Here is a 17,381-nt window from a genome sequence, read left to right on the forward strand (position 1 = left end):
TCCTGTACAAGTCAATTATTTACTTTTTAACACAATGCACTTTCGTCAATTTTCGATTTTGTTGAACCGAGCAAAATCAAAGCGCCTGTAACTAAAAACACGCTAATCATTCCAAACGACTGAGCGACGATTCCGAAAGCAAACGGAGCGACGGTTTGCGTGAGACGATTCGACGTTAAGCGAAAACCTAATCCTTCGGCTACTCTGTCTCTCGGTAATGATTGCAGAGTTGTTGAAATCGTTAATGGCTGACCGATCCCAAGCCCAACACCGAGTAAAAATGATAATACGCCTAACCATACGGCATTGTGAGACAGTGGCATAAGCACAAAAAACAATCCCGAACTAACGATTGATAATAAAATCACATTTGCTCTTCCGAGCATTTCTATGAGTTGTGGCATAAACAAACGAATAAAAATTCCTGCAAGGGCGTTAATTGATACGATGACACCAATGCTTGTGCTGCTTAATCCAAACTGCAAGCCGAGAAGCGGAAAATACGCCGCAAACATATCTTTGCCTAACAAAACTAACGAACTAATTAAAAACGCCCTTCTGACATTTCTTATTTTCAAAAGATAAAACGTTGCAAAAACGGAGCCTAACGGCTGTTGCTTTTGCTTGTCTTCCATTTCATACGGTGTTAAAGACGCTACAAACACGAGTGACAAGAGCCCGACGAGGCTTAAAATGAAAAACGCGTTGGATATCGAAAGCATGTCCGCAAGCAAACCACCGGCTAATGGTCCGACAAAGCTACCAATGGCTGCTCCAATGCTAAACTTAAGTATATTTTGCTCTCTTTCTGATGGGGTGGAAGAATGACCTGCATAACTTTGTGCGGAAACGACAAACACTGTATTCGCAATTCCAGCGGCAAGCTGTGACAAAATAATTCCGAATAAATGCGTTGAAAAGAATGGAATCATGAGCGCGAGTGAGCCGATAACCGCGCTTAACATAATTGGAGTCTTACTTCCCACCCTGTCCACGATCTTCCCAATGCGTACCGCAAATAGTAACGATAAAAATGGAAACATCGAAACGACGATTCCGATCTGAATAGAGCTTGCGCCAAGCTCATTCGTAAACAACGGAACGAGAGGGCGAGTACCCATCATTCCGATCATAAAAAACGCAGCGATGATTCCGAGTTGAACATAATCATGTCTAGTTGGCATTCCGTCTCCACACCTTTTTCATGAGCAACGTTTACGATCCAAATTGTAACGTATGGTAGAATGGTAGCGTTCCACGGTTATAATATTAACAAAAATAAGGGGTAACATCATTGAATAACGAAAAGAAACTTACCGAAACAAAACGAGAAAAAGCCCCCCGCAGAGGAATCGTACGCTTATTAACACTGCTATTAACGCTTATTTGGGGCGTCGCATGGGTATTTATGAAGGTTGTCCTCGATTATATGGGGCCATTTACGTTTGCATCGCTCCGCTTTTTATCTGCGTCCCTATTTTTATTGATCGTTTTATTCTTTTTAAAAAGGCTTTCAATCCGAAACATAGCGATTCGTGATTTAATGATTTTAGGCTTGCTGCAAACGACAGCGGTTTTTCTTTTCGTCACGTACGGGATGAAATTCGTCGATGCTGGTAAATCTTCGATTCTCTTATATACGATGCCGATTTGGAGCGGATTGCTCGCAGCCAAATTTCTCGACGAGCCGTTGACAAGGACGAAAGTAATCTCCATGATATTTGGTGGAATCGGGCTCCTATTTATTTTCGGTTTTGACGTGCAAAGTTTGAGCAGTTCGGCATTGACTGGTCAGCTTTTCATCATCGTTGCTGCGGTTAGTTGGGCTGTTGCGAACATTTTTTATCAACGGAAATTTAGTCAGGCTGATCGGTTACAAGTGAATGCGTATCAATCGTTGTTCGGTGCAATTGGACTTACGATCGTTGCGATTGTGATGGAAAACGATGTCCCGATTGTTCTCAATGCAACGAGCATCATTTCCGTTTTATATACAGGCATTTTAGCTTCTGCGATCAGTTTTACCATTTGGTTCTTTTTATTAGATGAGGTCGATACAGCAACAGCCGCTATGTCCGTTCTGCTCGTACCGATTTTTGGTTTAGTGTTCGGTTCGATCTTTTTAAATGAAGTGATTACGCTAAGCACAATCATTGGCTCACTGTTTATTTTAGTCGGAATCTTTTTCACACAAATTTCAAGTGAAAAAAACGTGAAAGGAGAAAATCAAAAAGCAAGACGTATTAGAAATTAGTTTCCATTAGTTCCCACTTAAACTTCCTCGATTTTCTTAAAGTCTTGAAATAGAGTACTTTGAACGGTTAAACGATTATACTTTCTCGTCAATCTCCTTTAACAGATCGCCAATTTTTCGTTCGTTAATGACGAGATCAGCTAAGTCGTCGTAATCAGTTGCCTCCATATTTACGATAACAAGCTTTGCTCCGTTTTGCTTCGCTTCAACAGGAAAATAGTTCGCTGGTGAGACAGAAAGTGATGAACCGAGTACAATAAAAAGATCGGCTTTTGCCGTCTCTGTCTCAGCAGTTTCAATCGCATCATAAGGAAGCATTTCACCGAATAGAACGACTGATGGGCGTAAAAAACCTCCACATTCACAATGAAAAGTGCCGTCAATAAATTCTTGATTCAAATAGCGTGTTCCACACGTATGACAATGAACTGTACGCAACGTTCCATGCAATTCCGTTACATTCTTACTCCCTGCTTGCTGGTGAAAACCGTCAACATTTTGCGTAATAATCGCATGCACGAGTCCCGCCTTTTCCCATTTGCCTAATATTTCATGTCCAGCATGTGGTTTATAATCATGAATCGCTTGCAACCGTTTATGATAAAACTGAATAAATTCTTCACGGTTATTTTCCAGTGCATCTATACTCGCAAGTCTTGTCGGATCAACCTTATTCCACAAACCTGTACGTGCTGAACGAAAATCAGGAAGTCCGCTCTCCGTCGACATTCCAGCTCCCGTAAACACAACAGTATACTTTGCTTCCTTCAACAATCTTGCTAACAAATGTCTTCCTCCTTTTTCAAAACTATTCCTAATAGATTGTTATTCAAGACACAATATCAGTAAACTGTGTAGTAAGTACCGCTTCAGAAATACACTTCGCTTTCCCGCAGGAGTCTTCGCGTATTTCCTCCGATCCAATCAACTGATGTATTTACTTACGGTAATAACCACTAAAAGGTTAACAGAGCAAAACAAGTGAATAGCTTCAACTAGCGTAATTTCATTCAACTAGATAGCCTGCTTACTTTGTCACTTTATCTACTTCTGGTACAAAAATTTTTTCTGCGTGAAATTGACCATCAATTTCACCAATCAGTGTCACTGAGCCATTCTCAACTGGTTTGAAATCTGTCATTCTCTCTACTGTCCAATTTAATAGAAAACCTTTTACCATTTCAATAAAAGCAGCATGTGAAACAACGACGAGATGATCATGAGCTTGTTTCGCTTCAAGTCTTTGAACGACAGTGTTATAAAATAACGACGCACGCAAATAGACATCTGCCATCGATTCACCATGGTGATAGCGGAAATAAAATGCTCCTGCAGCTTTAAACTCACGTTTTAGTTCAGGCGGACGATCGTTGAAATCATATAAATTTCCGAGCTCCCACTCCCTTAAAAGCGGGCTTTCATAAAATGGAACCGATTCAGGTACTTTTGCATAAATGGCGTTCGCTGTTTGAATCGTTCGTAAATAAGGTGAAACGTAAAATATCGATTTTTCATTTAATATACCTTGCATAAATTCCCCGGTTAATTCAGCTTGTTTTTGTCCTTTTTCGGTTAGCGCAAATTTTGAATCATGCGTATGTGCCATTAAAAAACGATCAACATTATGTTCAGATTCTCCATGACGAATTAAATAAATTTTCATCTGTTTTCCTCCCCCAACTACTATATATCTATCGAAAAAATTACGTTGCCACTATTATACTTGAAATTCCGAATTGTCACAGAGATTTGATTGGAAAATAATAAAACTCGGCCATATTGACCGAGTTTTGGACGCTATCGCAAATTCGAATTTGGTCTTCCGAAAAGCAACAGAAGAGCGTGTATAATAATAACGACAGCGAATAACACGATGATTACTAAACCAAACGGAGTGAGTAGTGATGTTAAAAATGGAATTTCAGGTGCAATGAGGAACAAAGCAACTCCTGAAAGCAGAGCAAGAAAATATGGTAGCAAATACAAGTTTACTCCTCCTTTCTCTATAATGCTCCTTTTTTAGAGGTTGTTCAAAAAAGCTTGAAAATTCACTAGGATGTAAATCAGTTCGATGTGATTAAAAGATGCGTAAGTCCGCCGTTCCTACACAATTCAAACGAAGGTTCATCGAGTATACAGTAAACCTGAACGAAACTTATAGACGGTGTACTTAAGCACCTCCTAGGCAAGTTCGGGTCATCTAAACACGCTTAGCGAGTATTAAGGCTCCAAATCATTTTCCAGTGTTGAAGTGAAAGCAAAACGAGTAAAAATATCATTGAGTGGCGCGTATTTTATGTCCGTTATCCTCCTTTTTGAACAGTCCCTGTTAGTATTATGGTATGATTTGAATCAAAAGCGTGTACGCCCTTTTTCATCTATTCTGTTTTTTTTGACGGGTAATCGTGCACAGACTACACTTAAAGACGATATTGATTACAAGAGGAGGCAACATGATGACACCACACCAATTCGATAAAGTGATTAATCGGTACAAGACGAATTCTTTAAAATGGGATGCACTTGAAGAACGATTCGGCAAAGCCAATGTTCTGCCTTTATGGGTCGCGGATATGGATTTTCGAGCACCTAACGCAGTGATTGAAGCGTTGAAAAAGGTAGCTGAACACGGTATTTTCGGCTATACCGTACGTCCAGATTCTTTTTATGAATCATTAATTTCATGGTTTGAGCGTAGACATGATTGGAAAATTAAAAAAGACTCGATTCTCGTATCACCCGGAATCGTTCCCGCACTAAGTTTGCTCGTTCAAGCATTTACGGAGCCTGGAGATCACGTCATCATTCAATCGCCCGTTTACCATCCTTTCTTTCATGTCGTTCAACAAAATGGACGAAACTTAATTGACAATCCACTCATATTAAACGATAAAAAGTATGAAATTAACTTTGACGATTTAGAACAAAAGCTGCGTGAATATGAATGTAAACTTATGCTTTTTTGCAGCCCACACAACCCTGCAGGTCGCGTATGGACAAAAAAGGAACTCATAAAAGTTGGCGAACTTTGTAAAAAATATAACGTCTTGCTCATTTCAGATGAAATCCATTGTGATTTAATATACAAAGGGCATCAACATATTCCTTTTGCTTCGCTATCAAAAGAATTTCAAGATCTATCGATTACTTGTGTGGCACCAAGTAAAACATTCAATCTCGCTGGGTTGCAATCGTCTGCACTTATTATTCCGAACAAAGATATTCGTGAACAATATAAGCGTTCCTTAAAAATTGAAAATAGTGATATGTTAAATTCATTTGCAATTGCCGCCTTTGAAGCAGCATACAATGATGGTGAGCAATGGCTTGAAAATCTTATGGAATATCTCGAGGACAATGTTCAGTTTTTAATTTCTTTTTTTGAAGAACAGATTCCTGAAGTCAACGTTATTCCCCCTGAAGGGACGTATCTCATTTGGCTCGATTTCCGCAAGCTAGGCTTAAGTGTGAAAGAACTTGAATCATTTTTACTAACTGAAGCGAAAGTTGCCTTAAACCAAGGGTACATATTTGGAAAAACGGGGGAAGGCTTTGTAAGGATAAATATTGCTTGTCCGCGAAAAACGCTTGAAGAAGGGTTACATCGCATAAAGCTAGCGGTCAACACATTAAAAAACACCTGAATCTGTTTTCAGACTCAGGTGTATCACTCTATAAAATCAAGAAGTTCATCTAAGCTTGACAATACTTTGTAAGGTGAAGCGTTATTTTCCATCTCTTCTCTTGAACGGAAAACTTCGATTTGAAAGTCATCATTTCCAGATGCACTATTAACAACGGTTCGATAAATGAACGAGCCATCGATTTGACTCCCACGCCGTTTCATTATAACACCACCTCAACTTTTCTTTTTTCTTATTATATAAAAAAGAATCGGATCATTCACTATATGAGTAAAAAAATATTTTTTATTGTTCAAGAGATTGACAAATCCTCACCAAAAATATACGAAGCCTGCAGAAAAAGCAGGCTTCGTACCCTTTTTTCTTCACCCAGTCACTTGCTCATCAAAGTAATATTCAGGTTTTGTCGCGCCGAGGTCATGCACTTGTTTAAATAGTGCACGATATTCTTGAATTGGGATCATTCCGTAAACATATAGTTGCTGAATAAAATCAAGTAAATCATTGGCATTCGTAGGCTCCATTTTACGTTCAACATAACGCTGCATCACTTCTTCCAATTTCAAAAATAATCCCCCCTAATTAAAATGTAAGCGCTTTAAAATATCATAACATATAATTTTGCCATTCCCTTTTTTTTGAAAATTAAAACTTTAGACATATTATTGCATTTTTCTATGAACTTTTAACTACGCTCAAAAAGATTTAAAAAAATATACGAGCGCCTTTCCGCCAAGCCTTACTTTTCATATGATGTAGTAATGCCACAAGCTGGAGGTGAGATTATGGGTTACGCTGGTGGAGGCGGATACGGCGCTGGCTTTGCTTTAATCGTCGTATTGTTTATCCTACTCATCATTGTAGGAGTAGCTTATGTCTACTAATTAATATTTAAAACACTGCCCCGAGAAATGGGCAGTGTTTTAAGTCATTGTATGTTTTACCTTTTGCTTTTCTTCGTAACGTTCGATAGCCAGTTGGACAAGCTTTTCAATCAATTGTGAATAGTCAAGACCTGATTCTTTCCAAAGTAACGGATACATACTAAAAGGTGTAAAACCAGGCATCGTATTAATTTCATTAATGTAAATGTCATCGTTTTCTGTTACGAAAAAATCTGCTCTGACAAGACCTGAACCGTCAATCGCTTGAAACGCTTTTATCGACATTTCTTTCAAACGTTCATATACACCGTTAGAAACTTGAGCTGGAATTAATAATTCTGTGCTATTATCTTCATATTTTGCTTCATAATCGTAAAAGTCTGTTTTCGGAACAATCTCTCCAGCAGCCGAACATTTTGGTTCATCGTTGCCAAGTACAGCGATTTCGATTTCACGACCAACAATACCTTCTTCTACGATTACTTTCCGGTCATATTCAAATGCGAGTTCGATTGCTTCCACTAATTGCTCTTTAGAAGTACATTTACTAATACCAACGCTTGAACCAAGATTCGCAGGCTTAACAAAACAAGGGAAGCCTAATGATTCAGCAATCCTAGTGATAATGTCGCCTGACGTTTCTTCCCAATCCTTTTTCATAAAAAAAACATAGTTTGGTTGCTTAAGACGATGTTCGGCAAACACTTGCTTCATAAACACTTTATCCATGCCAACCGCTGAAGCCGCAACACCATTTCCAACATAAGCAACATTTAATAATTCTAGTAATCCTTGCACCGTTCCATCTTCCCCGTTCGGACCGTGTAGTAGCGGAAAAACAACTTCATCATTTGAGATCGACGCTAACAGTTGCGGAGGAATGAGACTATCTTCATTATCACTGCGAACAAACACAAGTTCATTTACATCCGTAATTTCTTCCGTCAGTTTCGGACCCGGAAACCATTTTCCCTCCTTGGAAATGTACACTGGATAAACATCAAATTTCTCAAAGTCTAGTGCGTTAATAACAGAACGGGCGGTTTGCATTGAAACGTCGTGTTCTGCTGATTTTCCCCCATATAACAGACGTAGGATCGTTTTATTATTCATCGTGTACCCCCTGCAAAAAGTTAAACTAACATAAAGAAACACTTAAATTGTAGCATGATTATACGTACTTATCACTAGCAGTATCCTATTCATTTCTAGGCAAAAGTTGATTCGACTTATTCGTAAAGGAGGTCTTCAAGCGAAATTACTTTTTTCAAAGTTACTTCATTCGCATCCGAATCGTAATAATAGATACGTAATCTACCCGTATCTTCCCATGAGACGTCATTCGTTAAAATTCCGAAATACCCATCTTCAAGAGAAACCATCTCGTGCTGAAACATCGTTACGTCAGCATTGTTGTTTTCAAGATTGATTTCGCGGCTTCCACTACTCAGTGCGAAAATAACGATAAAAACGATGAGGGCAATCCGAATTTTTCTTAATTCTTTTTCATTCGCATCCATCTTCTGACCTGCTTTCTATGTATACTTTTTCAACCAATCAAGAATAGCCTTGATTATTTTTGGCTCTAACGGTTTTCTAAATGATCGTTTATACACTTGTTTCAATGAAAGTATATTCGCGTCTTCCTCTTGATGCCGAAGGAGATGATTCATATTTTCTATAATAAGGTGTTCAGCTTCGCCGCTTACACCATCAGCAAACACTTTCGCATGCTCAGGCAACACTTGAACATCTTTAGACCCTGTAATGGCTAAAATAGGACACGTAATGTGCTTTAAATCGTCTCGGACATTATAGGCAAAGTGTTCTTTCATCCACTTCGCATTCACTTTCTGACCTTTTACACGAATAACAGGCTCAGTTGATTGTTCAATGCGTTCAATTAAATTCCTTTGTTGTTTCGCAATTTTATTCGGAACTTTTAAAAAGCGAAAGAGGGCGCCTTTCAATCCTGTCATTTCTTTAAAGTCGCGAGCAAAAAATTCCCCTTGTCGCATAACGGTTGTCTTTAGCGATTCAGCAGCACCTGCTAATAAAATCAATCCTTTTACAGCTTGCTGTTTTTGTAATAAAACAGCAAGTGTGCAGCCTTCACTATGCCCAAGCAGAAAAACTCTCTCTTTATCAATGTTCGGATGTGCTTTTAAAAATGTTAACGCCGCATCCGCATCAGCGACTAAATCTGATAATCCAGCTTCATGATAGTTCCCTTTGCTTTCTCCAACCCCTCGCTTATCGTAACGCAACACTGCAAATCCGTGAGGAACGATAGCATCCGATAATAGTTTAAACGCATTAATTTTCCCCATTTTTGCATTTTCGTCTCGGTCGACCGGACCAGACCCATGCAAAAGTAAAACCGCTGGGAATGTATCGGTCGAGACCTTTTGCTCAGGAAAAACGAGACTTCCGCGTAATTCAACATCACTTTGAAATGACACGTGGACTTCGTTCATTCCTTTTTTCCCCTTTCACTTTTTTTTGACGGATGATAAAGCAAGCGTTCATGTTCAGGCTCAATATGAATAAATATTTTGGGAGAATGTAGTACTTTCTTTATATCTTTTTCAATTCGATCGCACAAATCATGAGCAGTTTCAACATTCATATGAGAAGGAACAACAAGGTGAAAATCAATATACTCTTCTGATCCTGAACGCCGTGAACGAAAATCATGATACTCAATATATTCATCTTTATAAGCTGAAATGATTTGATGAACACGTTCTTCTTCTTCCTTCGATAACCGTGTATCTAATAGAGGCAAAAATGATTTTTTACCAAGATCATACGCTTCCTTCATAATGTAAAGCGCAATTCCAATCCCGATTAATGGATCAAGAATGTAAAAATTCGTCAAACTTACGATGACAAGGCTGACGGCAACACCGATAGATGCATAGACATCTGTCAATAAGTGCAATGCATTCGAACTCATCGCAACAGAGCGATATTCCTCACCAACATGTTGAACCTTCCTCCCAACAACGAAGTTAATTGTAGCGCCCAAAAGCATCGCAGCCACAGCAATCATTGGCATTTTAATTGGAGCAGGTTCAAATATTTTTTGTACAGATTCATAAATAATCCAAATTCCTGCCACGAAAATAAGCAACGTTTCTATCGTACCCGCTACATTTTCAAATTTACCGTGACCATAGGGATGCTCTCGGTCTGGGGGTTTTGACGAAATTCTAACTGAAAAAAAAGCGATAATTGACGCCATCAAATCAAGAGACGTATGAATTGCTTCTGATATAACTGCGACTGAACCCGAAATCACACCAACAATTAATTTCATTAAAAAAACAAAACTGTTGCTCAGTATAGATAGCGCTGCAATTTTTGCTGGACGTGGCGAAGACAATCCAATCACCTCGAAAACATTTACGACATACGTCGAAAACAGAATCTTTTTACTTATACCAAAGTGCATCGCAATAGCAATAAAATACTCTTCTTTATCTTACAGAACGAAACGGTGTGGGTCTAGAGAAACAGTGTTGCCTGAATGCAACAAAAGTAGAATGAACGGAAAGTGTAATAGTAGATGATAGGAACCTGCTCACATCAAAACAGCCTAGCAAAATGGATTCCAAGTTTTAAATACAATTGATGGAACACTTTTATTTTCTACCCGATCGAAACATTCGACTAGTCATCCTTCAAATATGTCATCACAGCTACAAAGTCTGATGCGACTGTCATGATCGCTACCGTCGTCATTGTCGTTCTTACGAATGACTTATCAAAAAGTGTACTAGCAAGTGTCATTTTCCACACGATCTTTTTTGTTGCGAAAATATCAAAAATTAAAGTCACAAAAGAAGAAAAAAATAGTAAAATACATTATCGTCGTACACGGACAATTGTTTTTTGCATCAGTTAGTGAATTTGTAGAGGCATTTGATTACACGTCTAAAAACAAAAAGATAGATTTTGCGGATTCACACATATGGGACGAATCTGCTGTAGGTGCCATTGATAAAGTTGTGTTAAAATTGAAAGAACAAAACAACCAAGTGACGATGACAAATTTAAACGCTTCAGGTGAAAAATTAGTTTATACATTAGCGGTATCGTATCTAACTCATAAATAGGCGGTGAATGAATGATGTATAAAAAAATATTAGTTGCGGTTGATGGTTCAGAAAACTCATTGCGAGCAACAAAACAGGCAGCCACTATCGCTTTTCTTGCTGAAAACTGTTCAGTAGAAATTTTAAGTGTCGCTGACTATTCAAAAACGAAAAGCGAAGTTCTTTATAGCGAAAGCTTAGAAAAATTAAATTTAGAACGCAAGAAAAGATTAAAGCCAGCAGAAGATATTTTACAAAAGCAAGGAGTAGAGTACACTGTTAAAATATTACACGGGATTCCTGGACCGACGATCGTATCCTATGCGAACAAAAACAATTTTGATATGCTTGTTATCGGAAGCCGTGGACTCAATACATTACAAGAAATGGTGCTCGGAAGCGTCAGTCATAAAGTCGCTAAGCGTGCCGATTGTCCTGTTTTAATCGTGAAATAGACAGAAGGTAAACACATCCAAAATTTAAATTTTGAGTGTGTTTTATTTACTTTCAAATGGCACTCTATTAATATATAAAAAAATTACTATATATAAATAGATAACTATCCACAACCAAAGTATTATTTATGATTATATATTTAACTTCTTATATAAAAGGTGTTGTGAATAGGTTTCAATGAAATCGAACAGATCTTGAAAGCACTTAGTGATGAAAATCGTTTTAGAATTATGGCATATTTAAGTCTCGACACGCTATGTGTATGTGAAATCGTTGAGCTTCTTACCATTAGTCAGCCCCAAGTGAGTCAGCATTTAAGAAAGCTACGTGAAGCCGGACTCGTGAAAGACGATAAACGTAGAAGTGCCTCTATTACTCTCTGAACCATGCTCATCGCTATTATCCTGTCGTACTTCATACTATAAGTACACTTCCACCTATTCACTTAAACGCAATACGAACAAAATGCAATTAAATCATTGGAGGAAACGATGAGCACACTTTTCGCCATTCTTATTTTTATGCTTACATTAACGTTCGTCATTTGGCAGCCAAAAGGTTTATCTATTGGCTGGTCTGCTTGCATTGGAGCGATACTCGCACTCGCTGTTGGTGTCGTCTCCTTTCAAGATGTCATCGATGTTACAGCGATTGTCTGGAATGCAACACTAACGTTCGTAGCGCTAATTATCATCTCTCTTATTCTTGATGAAATCGGATTTTTTGAATGGGCAGCATTACATATGGCTCGCATTGCAAACGGTAGCGGTTTACGTATGTTTTTACTCATTATCGTTTTAGGTGCTATCGTATCTGCTTTATTTGCAAACGACGGAGCAGCACTCATTTTAACCCCGATCGTACTCGCAATGGTTCGATCTCTCAAGTTTCAAGAGAAAATGATTTTTCCGTTCGTCATGGCATCAGGATTTATCGCAGATACGGCTTCACTTCCGCTTATCGTAAGTAACTTAGTGAATATTGTTTCAGCCGATTATTTTCAGATCGGTTTTATTGAATATGTGACACGTATGTTCGTTCCTAACTTATTTAGCGTGTCAGCGAGTTTACTCGTTCTATACTTATTTTTTCGAAAGCAAATTCCAAAACACTTTGATGCAGTACAATTGAAAGCTCCTAGCGAAGCGATCAAGGATCATACAATGTTTCGTTTATCATGGGGTATACTTTCGATATTGTTAATCGGCTATTTTGTTAGTGAGTTTTTCTCACTCCCGGTTTCATTTATAGCTGGAGCCATTGCTATCGTCTTCATGTTTTTTGCAAACCGAAGCACTGCTGTACATATCCCATCAGTAATTAATGGTGCTCCGTGGGCAATTGTGTTCTTCTCAATCGGGATGTACGTCGTCGTATACGGACTAAGAAACGTTGGCTTAACTGGACTTTTAACTGATTTAATCCAAGTAATGGCTGATAAAAGTATGTTTTTAGCAACGATTGGAATGGGGTTTGTCGCCGCAGTTCTATCCTCAATCATGAACAATATGCCAACCGTTATGATTGACGCGCTTGCAATTGCTGATACGAATACAACAGGAACATTGCGAGAAACTCTCATTTATGCGAACGTCATCGGCTCAGATTTAGGACCAAAGATTACACCAATCGGCTCGCTTGCAACGTTACTTTGGCTACATGTCCTAAAAGAAAAAGATGTTCATATTACGTGGGGATACTATTTTAAAATTGGAATCATCCTTACGATTCCAACACTTTTCATCACACTAGTCGGACTTTATCTTTGGCTATTAATTATTGGATCGTAATGGAGAGAAACGAAATGGAGAAGAAAATCATTTACTTTCTATGTACAGGAAATTCGTGCCGAAGCCAAATGGCGGAAGGCTTCGGAAAAAAATATTTAAATGACGTATTTGACGTCTATTCAGCTGGAATTGAAGCTCATGGATTAAACCCGCTAGCTGTCAAGGCTATGAATGAAGTCGGCGTAGATATCTCAAAGCAAACGTCTGACATTATCGATGAAAAACTACTAAATAAAGCAGACTACGTCATTACGTTATGTGGCGACGCAAACGACAATTGTCCGGTTACGCCTCCGCATGTAATGAAATGGCACTGGGACTTTGATGATCCCGCGAAAGCCAAAGGAACAGCAGGAGAAAAATGGGCAGTTTTCCAACGTGTGCGTGATGAAATTAAGCAAAAAATAAAGGAGTTTGAGCGCAATTGGAGAATGGCAAATCTAGGAAGTGAATAAAATAGTTTAGGGGCAAATTTAATGACGTTCCCCTTTCTTCCGATGCTATCATATCTTTATCGTTCATGTATAAAAATCAAGCTAAGAGAGTCTTATCGGAGAAAAATGATCCGAGCATTGACTTTTTTTACCGATCACACCGCTGCAGTCATCATAATTTGGCTTCATTCCGGCTAGAGTAAACTGGAAATCTTTTATTTCTATAACTAGACATTGGAGAAAAAGGCTCTTTAAGATTTACAATAAAACATCTATTAAATAAACAATGTACCGAGAACAACTCCACTTAATACAACAGACCATGGTGGCAACTTCCAAAAAACAAGCATACTGAATAAAATAGCAGCAATCACGAAGTCAATCGGACCAAAGATTGCGCTTGTCCAAATCGGCTGGTAAAATGCAGCGATTAAAATCCCAACGACGGAAGCATTAATTCCTATGAGCGCCCCTTTAATCTTCGGATTGTTTCGTAATGCATTCCAAAATGGCAGTGTACCGAAAATGAGAAGCATCGCCGGTAAGAATATCGCTATTGTTGCAAGTAACCCACCTTTCCAGCCCGAAATAACTACACCGATGTACGCTGCAAATGTAAATAATGGACCAGGTACAGCCTGAGCGGCACCGTAACCTGCGAGAAACTCTTCTTCAGTAAGCCAGCCGAGCGGAACAAATTCACGCTCCAGCAGAGGAAGAACGACATGACCTCCTCCAAAAACGAGTGAACCGGAACGGTAAAAGCTGTCAAACATCGCAATCCATTGAATCGAAGTGACTTCTCTCACGAACGGTAGAAAAATAAGTAAGCCAAAAAACAGTGTTAAGCAGAATGCAGCAAATTTCCGGGATATCGGAAAGTCCATCGTATCACTGACCGAATCAGATTTTTCTTTGTAAAGGAAATAGCCGATGACTCCAGCTAGTAAGATCACACCGACTTGTGTAAAGGTTGTCTGCCAAATGAGTACGAGAACCAAGGCTACTAACGCAATAAGTTTCCGCCCACGATCCGGTGTTAATTTTTCTGCCATGCCAAGAATGGCATGAGCAACAACGACAACAGCAACGATTTTCAAACCGTGAATCCATCCCATTTCTCCAATGCCGAATCCTTCAAGAATCGAAGCAAACAAAATGAGTGCAACGACTGATGGAAACGTAAACCCAATAAATGCAAGAATCCCTCCAAGTACACCGCCCCTTAATACACCTACACCAATGCCGACCTGACTACTCGCCGGTCCGGGCAAAAATTGACATAAGACAACAAGGTCAGCATAGCTTTTTTCATTAAGCCATTTCTTTCTGCGGACATATTCTTCATGAAAGTAACCTAAATGTGCAACTGGACCTCCAAAGGAAGTCAATCCGAGACGTGTTGCAATCCAAAAAATCTCAACATATGTACGAATTCCTCTCTCCACTCATCATCTCCACCGTTCTCTAGTTTTTAATTTCTTTAAAGAGTTCATATGCTTTATTCCTAGCTTCGGTAAGGACTCTATCGCCTTTATCTGTAATCGTATAATACTTTCTAATTTTCCCATCGACATTCCGAGCCTCTTTTTCAAGCAAACCCTCTTCTTCCATCGAATGAAGAATCGGATATAAAGTTCCTGGACTAATGCTATAACCATGACTCCTTAACTCTTCTAACATCCATGCACCAAAAACTGGCGTTTCTTTCGCATGATGCAAAATATGAATATGAATAAAACCTAGAAATAACTTGCGCAACAATTTGTCTTCCATTTATAAAATCACCTTATTTCCATAAATATCGTTATTCGATATCGATAATCGTAATCAATGTTAACAATTCCAATAAGAAAAAGCCAGCTCTCAATTTGAAAGCTGACTTGTCATATTATAACTGTATTTTTTCTTCTAAAAAACGACGTAGTTCTGCGATCGGCATACGTGTTTGTTCCATCGTATCACGGTCGCGTACAGTGACTTGCTTATCTTCCTCAGAATCAAAATCGTACGTAATACAATATGGCGTTCCAATTTCATCGTGGCGGCGATACCGTTTTCCGATTGAACCGCTTTCGTCATAGTCAACTAAGAAATACTTAGAAAGTTCCGCGAACACTTTTTTTGCACCGTCAGATATTTTTTTCGATAATGGAAAAATTGCAGCTTTATACGGTGCGATTGCTGGATGAAAATGCATGACGGTTCTTGACGTTCCATCTTCGAGCTTTTCTTCATTGTATGCATCTGTTAAAAATGCAAGGACAACACGGTCGGCACCAAGCGATGGTTCAATACAGTACGGAATGTAGCGTTCATTCGTTTCTTGGTCAATATAATGAAAATCTTCACCAGAAAACTCCATATGTTGCTTCAAGTCATAATCCGTACGTGAAGCGACTCCCCATAATTCACCCCACCCGAACGGAAACTCATATTCAAAATCAGTCGTTTCATCACTATAGTGAGAAAGCTCATCCTCCGTATGGTCGCGCATCCGAATTTTTTCTTTCGTTAAGCCAAGATCTAGCAACCATTTGTGGCAAAACTCTTTCCAATATTTGAACCACTCTTTCTCTTCTCCTGGCTTACAGAAAAACTCAAGTTCCATCTGTTCAAATTCACGCGTTCTAAAAGTGAAGTTACCTGGTGTAATTTCGTTACGGAAGCTTTTACCGATTTGAGCAATTCCAAACGGAAGTTTTTTGCGCATGGAACGTTGTACGTTTTTAAAGTTAACGAAAATACCTTGTGCTGTCTCTGGACGCATATAAATTTCATTCGAACTTGACTCCGTTACTCCTTGGTGCGTTTTAAACATTAAGTTAAATTGACGAATGTCAGTGAAATCTTTAGCTCCACATGTTGGACAAGCAATTTGATGTTCAGCAATAAGTGCTTTCATTTTTTCAAAAGGGAGTCCATCAACGACGATTTCCATCCCTTTTTCTTCTAGTGTTTCTTCAATTAATTTGTCAGCACGATGACGAGCTTTACATTCTCTACAGTCGATCATCGGATCGTTAAAATTACTCAGATGACCTGATGCTTCCCATGTTTTCGGATTCATTAAAATTGCGGCATCTAACCCGACATTATACGGAGACTCTTGAACAAACTTTTGCCACCATACTTTTTTCACGTTGTTTTTCAATTCAACACCAAGTGGACCGTAATCCCACGTATTCGCTAACCCACCATAAATTTCTGAGCCTGGAAAAATAAAACCTCTATGCTTCGCATGTGCTACAATTTGATCCATTGATTTTGCCATGTCTGTAAAAAACCTCCTCATGATTTTCTTTTAAATCGGTATGGTTTCGTAACGAAACCTTCAATAATGTATCCACAATCAGTGCGGATAGTATATTCGATATCTGATCAACAAACGTCCAACTGGCTGCACTATACCCTGTATGTTTTCATTCACCTACTTCGTAACTACCACACTTCGGACATTCCGTTGCTCTATTATGATGGTTCATCAGATCTTGCCCTACAGACGATAAAAGTAAACGTACAGAAAATAAATAAAACCTCCCGCCACTAGGCCCGCTGCCTAGGGACGAGAGGTTAACCCGCGGTTCCACCCTAATTGATGCATGAGTACCATACGCATCCACTTTGTTACAAATAGACACTCGGGATTGCCGTTTCTTTGTTCCTTTCTTTGGGCTCCCACTATCCCCAAATCGCTATGCTGGAAAACATGAACATCATGTTTTGTCTTCCTAAGAGATGAAGAGGGAACAAATACTATGATCCGTCATCGTTTTCATTCACTTTTAAAACTTAAGTTTTATATTAACAAATATTTCA

Annotated in this window: 21 protein-coding genes; 8 read left to right on the top strand and 13 right to left on the bottom strand. The window is 38.8% G+C overall.

Annotation, left to right across the window (positions count from 1 at the left end; genetic code table 11):
• Positions 1-26: 26 nt before the first annotated feature.
• On the bottom strand, positions 27-1,184 hold the full coding sequence (locus ABU914_RS04380) for an MFS transporter (protein ID WP_379668537.1): 1,158 nt from the start codon (positions 1,182-1,184) through the stop codon (positions 27-29).
• Positions 1,185-1,294: 110 nt separating this feature from the next.
• On the opposite strand from ABU914_RS04380, the gene ABU914_RS04385 reads away from it, so the two are divergent.
• Entirely contained in the window at positions 1,295-2,254 is a 960-nt protein-coding gene (locus ABU914_RS04385; protein ID WP_379668538.1) for a DMT family transporter, read from the top strand.
• A 75-nt stretch (positions 2,255-2,329) separates the two neighbouring features.
• Here ABU914_RS04385 and ABU914_RS04390 read toward each other — a convergent pair whose 3' ends face one another.
• The 3 genes from ABU914_RS04390 to ABU914_RS04400 form a co-directional block, all read right to left on the bottom strand.
• On the bottom strand, positions 2,330-3,040 hold the full coding sequence (locus tag ABU914_RS04390; protein ID WP_379668539.1) for an NAD-dependent deacylase: 711 nt from the start codon (positions 3,038-3,040) through the stop codon (positions 2,330-2,332).
• Positions 3,041-3,281: 241 nt separating this feature from the next.
• Positions 3,282-3,917: a histidine phosphatase family protein gene (locus tag ABU914_RS04395; protein WP_379668540.1), complete on the bottom strand. Its 636-nt coding sequence runs from the start codon at positions 3,915-3,917 to the stop codon at positions 3,282-3,284.
• Between the two features lie 134 nt (positions 3,918-4,051).
• Positions 4,052-4,240, bottom strand: a complete 189-nt coding sequence (locus ABU914_RS04400; protein ID WP_379668541.1) for a hypothetical protein — start codon at positions 4,238-4,240, stop codon at positions 4,052-4,054.
• Positions 4,241-4,707: 467 nt separating this feature from the next.
• Between ABU914_RS04400 and ABU914_RS04405 the strand changes: the two genes are divergently transcribed.
• Positions 4,708-5,898, top strand: coding sequence for a MalY/PatB family protein (locus ABU914_RS04405; RefSeq protein ID WP_379668542.1), 1,191 nt, complete (start codon positions 4,708-4,710; stop codon positions 5,896-5,898).
• Between the two features lie 23 nt (positions 5,899-5,921).
• On the opposite strand, the gene ABU914_RS04410 is transcribed toward ABU914_RS04405, so the two are convergent.
• Positions 5,922-6,101: a hypothetical protein gene (locus ABU914_RS04410; RefSeq protein ID WP_379668543.1), complete on the bottom strand. Its 180-nt coding sequence runs from the start codon at positions 6,099-6,101 to the stop codon at positions 5,922-5,924.
• Positions 6,102-6,263: 162 nt separating this feature from the next.
• The gene (yppF, locus tag ABU914_RS04415) at positions 6,264-6,464 is read right to left on the bottom strand and encodes a YppF family protein (protein ID WP_379668544.1); all 201 of its coding nucleotides are present in this window, start codon (positions 6,462-6,464) and stop codon (positions 6,264-6,266) included.
• Between the two features lie 219 nt (positions 6,465-6,683).
• Here yppF and ABU914_RS04420 point away from each other — a divergent pair, with 219 nt between their 5' ends.
• Positions 6,684-6,782: a YjcZ family sporulation protein gene (locus ABU914_RS04420; RefSeq protein ID WP_379668545.1), complete on the top strand. Its 99-nt coding sequence runs from the start codon at positions 6,684-6,686 to the stop codon at positions 6,780-6,782.
• 39 nt (positions 6,783-6,821) lie between these two features.
• Here ABU914_RS04420 and ABU914_RS04425 read toward each other — a convergent pair whose 3' ends face one another.
• The 4 genes from ABU914_RS04425 to ABU914_RS04440 form a co-directional block, all read right to left on the bottom strand.
• A complete protein-coding gene (locus ABU914_RS04425; protein ID WP_379668546.1) occupies positions 6,822-7,895 on the bottom strand; it encodes a D-alanine--D-alanine ligase in 1,074 nt (357 codons plus the stop codon).
• A gap of 116 nt (positions 7,896-8,011) precedes the next feature.
• Positions 8,012-8,302, bottom strand: a complete 291-nt coding sequence (locus tag ABU914_RS04430) for a hypothetical protein (protein ID WP_379668547.1) — start codon at positions 8,300-8,302, stop codon at positions 8,012-8,014.
• Positions 8,303-8,317: 15 nt separating this feature from the next.
• Positions 8,318-9,259: an alpha/beta hydrolase gene (locus ABU914_RS04435; protein ID WP_379668548.1), complete on the bottom strand. Its 942-nt coding sequence runs from the start codon at positions 9,257-9,259 to the stop codon at positions 8,318-8,320.
• Complete coding sequence (locus tag ABU914_RS04440; protein ID WP_379668549.1) at positions 9,256-10,170, bottom strand: cation diffusion facilitator family transporter; 915 nt, start codon at positions 10,168-10,170, stop codon at positions 9,256-9,258. Before ABU914_RS04440 ends, ABU914_RS04435 begins: the two co-directional genes overlap by 4 nt.
• Before the next feature lie 400 nt (positions 10,171-10,570).
• On the opposite strand from ABU914_RS04440, the gene ABU914_RS04445 reads away from it, so the two are divergent.
• The 5 genes from ABU914_RS04445 (at position 10,571) to arsC (ending at position 13,583) form a co-directional block, all read left to right on the top strand.
• Positions 10,571-10,903, top strand: coding sequence for an STAS domain-containing protein (locus ABU914_RS04445; RefSeq protein WP_379668550.1), 333 nt, complete (start codon positions 10,571-10,573; stop codon positions 10,901-10,903).
• Positions 10,904-10,917: 14 nt separating this feature from the next.
• Complete coding sequence (locus ABU914_RS04450; RefSeq protein ID WP_379668603.1) at positions 10,918-11,337, top strand: universal stress protein; 420 nt, start codon at positions 10,918-10,920, stop codon at positions 11,335-11,337.
• A 195-nt stretch (positions 11,338-11,532) separates the two neighbouring features.
• The gene (locus tag ABU914_RS04455) at positions 11,533-11,721 is read left to right on the top strand and encodes an ArsR/SmtB family transcription factor (RefSeq protein ID WP_379668551.1); all 189 of its coding nucleotides are present in this window, start codon (positions 11,533-11,535) and stop codon (positions 11,719-11,721) included.
• A 96-nt stretch (positions 11,722-11,817) separates the two neighbouring features.
• Positions 11,818-13,128: an arsenic transporter gene (locus ABU914_RS04460; RefSeq protein ID WP_379668552.1), complete on the top strand. Its 1,311-nt coding sequence runs from the start codon at positions 11,818-11,820 to the stop codon at positions 13,126-13,128.
• Between the two features lie 14 nt (positions 13,129-13,142).
• Positions 13,143-13,583: an arsenate reductase (thioredoxin) gene (arsC, locus tag ABU914_RS04465; protein WP_379668553.1), complete on the top strand. Its 441-nt coding sequence runs from the start codon at positions 13,143-13,145 to the stop codon at positions 13,581-13,583.
• Positions 13,584-13,837: 254 nt separating this feature from the next.
• Here the strand turns inward: arsC and ABU914_RS04470 are convergent, their stop codons facing one another.
• From ABU914_RS04470 to ABU914_RS04480, 3 genes are all read right to left on the bottom strand, one after another.
• Positions 13,838-15,010 (bottom strand): chromate transporter, encoded by a 1,173-nt coding sequence (locus tag ABU914_RS04470; protein WP_379668554.1) that lies wholly within the window; start codon positions 15,008-15,010, stop codon positions 13,838-13,840.
• A 19-nt stretch (positions 15,011-15,029) separates the two neighbouring features.
• Positions 15,030-15,338: a PadR family transcriptional regulator gene (locus tag ABU914_RS04475; protein WP_379668555.1), complete on the bottom strand. Its 309-nt coding sequence runs from the start codon at positions 15,336-15,338 to the stop codon at positions 15,030-15,032.
• 115 nt (positions 15,339-15,453) lie between these two features.
• Complete coding sequence (locus tag ABU914_RS04480; RefSeq protein WP_379668556.1) at positions 15,454-16,836, bottom strand: glycine--tRNA ligase; 1,383 nt, start codon at positions 16,834-16,836, stop codon at positions 15,454-15,456.
• Positions 16,837-17,381: the final 545 nt, after the last annotated feature.

The organism is Pueribacillus sp. YX66 (assembly GCF_041725775.1).
Classification (GTDB): Bacteria; Bacillota; Bacilli; order Bacillales; family UBA6769; genus Pueribacillus.

Bases quoted from the DNA above. Each gene is read 5' to 3' on its own strand.
- ABU914_RS04380 (WP_379668537.1), bottom strand. From the start codon at position 1,184: ATGCCAACTAGACATGATTATGTTCAACTCGGAATCATCGCTGCGTTT.
- ABU914_RS04395 (WP_379668540.1), bottom strand. From the start codon at position 3,917: ATGAAAATTTATTTAATTCGTCATGGAGAATCTGAACATAATGTTGAT.
- ABU914_RS04405 (WP_379668542.1), top strand. From the start codon at position 4,708: ATGATGACACCACACCAATTCGATAAAGTGATTAATCGGTACAAGACG.
- ABU914_RS04410 (WP_379668543.1), bottom strand. From the start codon at position 6,101: ATGAAACGGCGTGGGAGTCAAATCGATGGCTCGTTCATTTATCGAACC.
- ABU914_RS04420 (WP_379668545.1), top strand. From the start codon at position 6,684: ATGGGTTACGCTGGTGGAGGCGGATACGGCGCTGGCTTTGCTTTAATC.
- ABU914_RS04425 (WP_379668546.1), bottom strand. From the start codon at position 7,895: ATGAATAATAAAACGATCCTACGTCTGTTATATGGGGGAAAATCAGCA.
- ABU914_RS04430 (WP_379668547.1), bottom strand. From the start codon at position 8,302: ATGGATGCGAATGAAAAAGAATTAAGAAAAATTCGGATTGCCCTCATC.
- ABU914_RS04435 (WP_379668548.1), bottom strand. From the start codon at position 9,259: ATGAACGAAGTCCACGTGTCATTTCAAAGTGATGTTGAATTACGCGGA.
- ABU914_RS04450 (WP_379668603.1), top strand. From the start codon at position 10,918: ATGTATAAAAAAATATTAGTTGCGGTTGATGGTTCAGAAAACTCATTG.
- arsC (WP_379668553.1), top strand. From the start codon at position 13,143: ATGGAGAAGAAAATCATTTACTTTCTATGTACAGGAAATTCGTGCCGA.
- ABU914_RS04475 (WP_379668555.1), bottom strand. From the start codon at position 15,338: ATGGAAGACAAATTGTTGCGCAAGTTATTTCTAGGTTTTATTCATATT.
- ABU914_RS04480 (WP_379668556.1), bottom strand. From the start codon at position 16,836: ATGGCAAAATCAATGGATCAAATTGTAGCACATGCGAAGCATAGAGGT.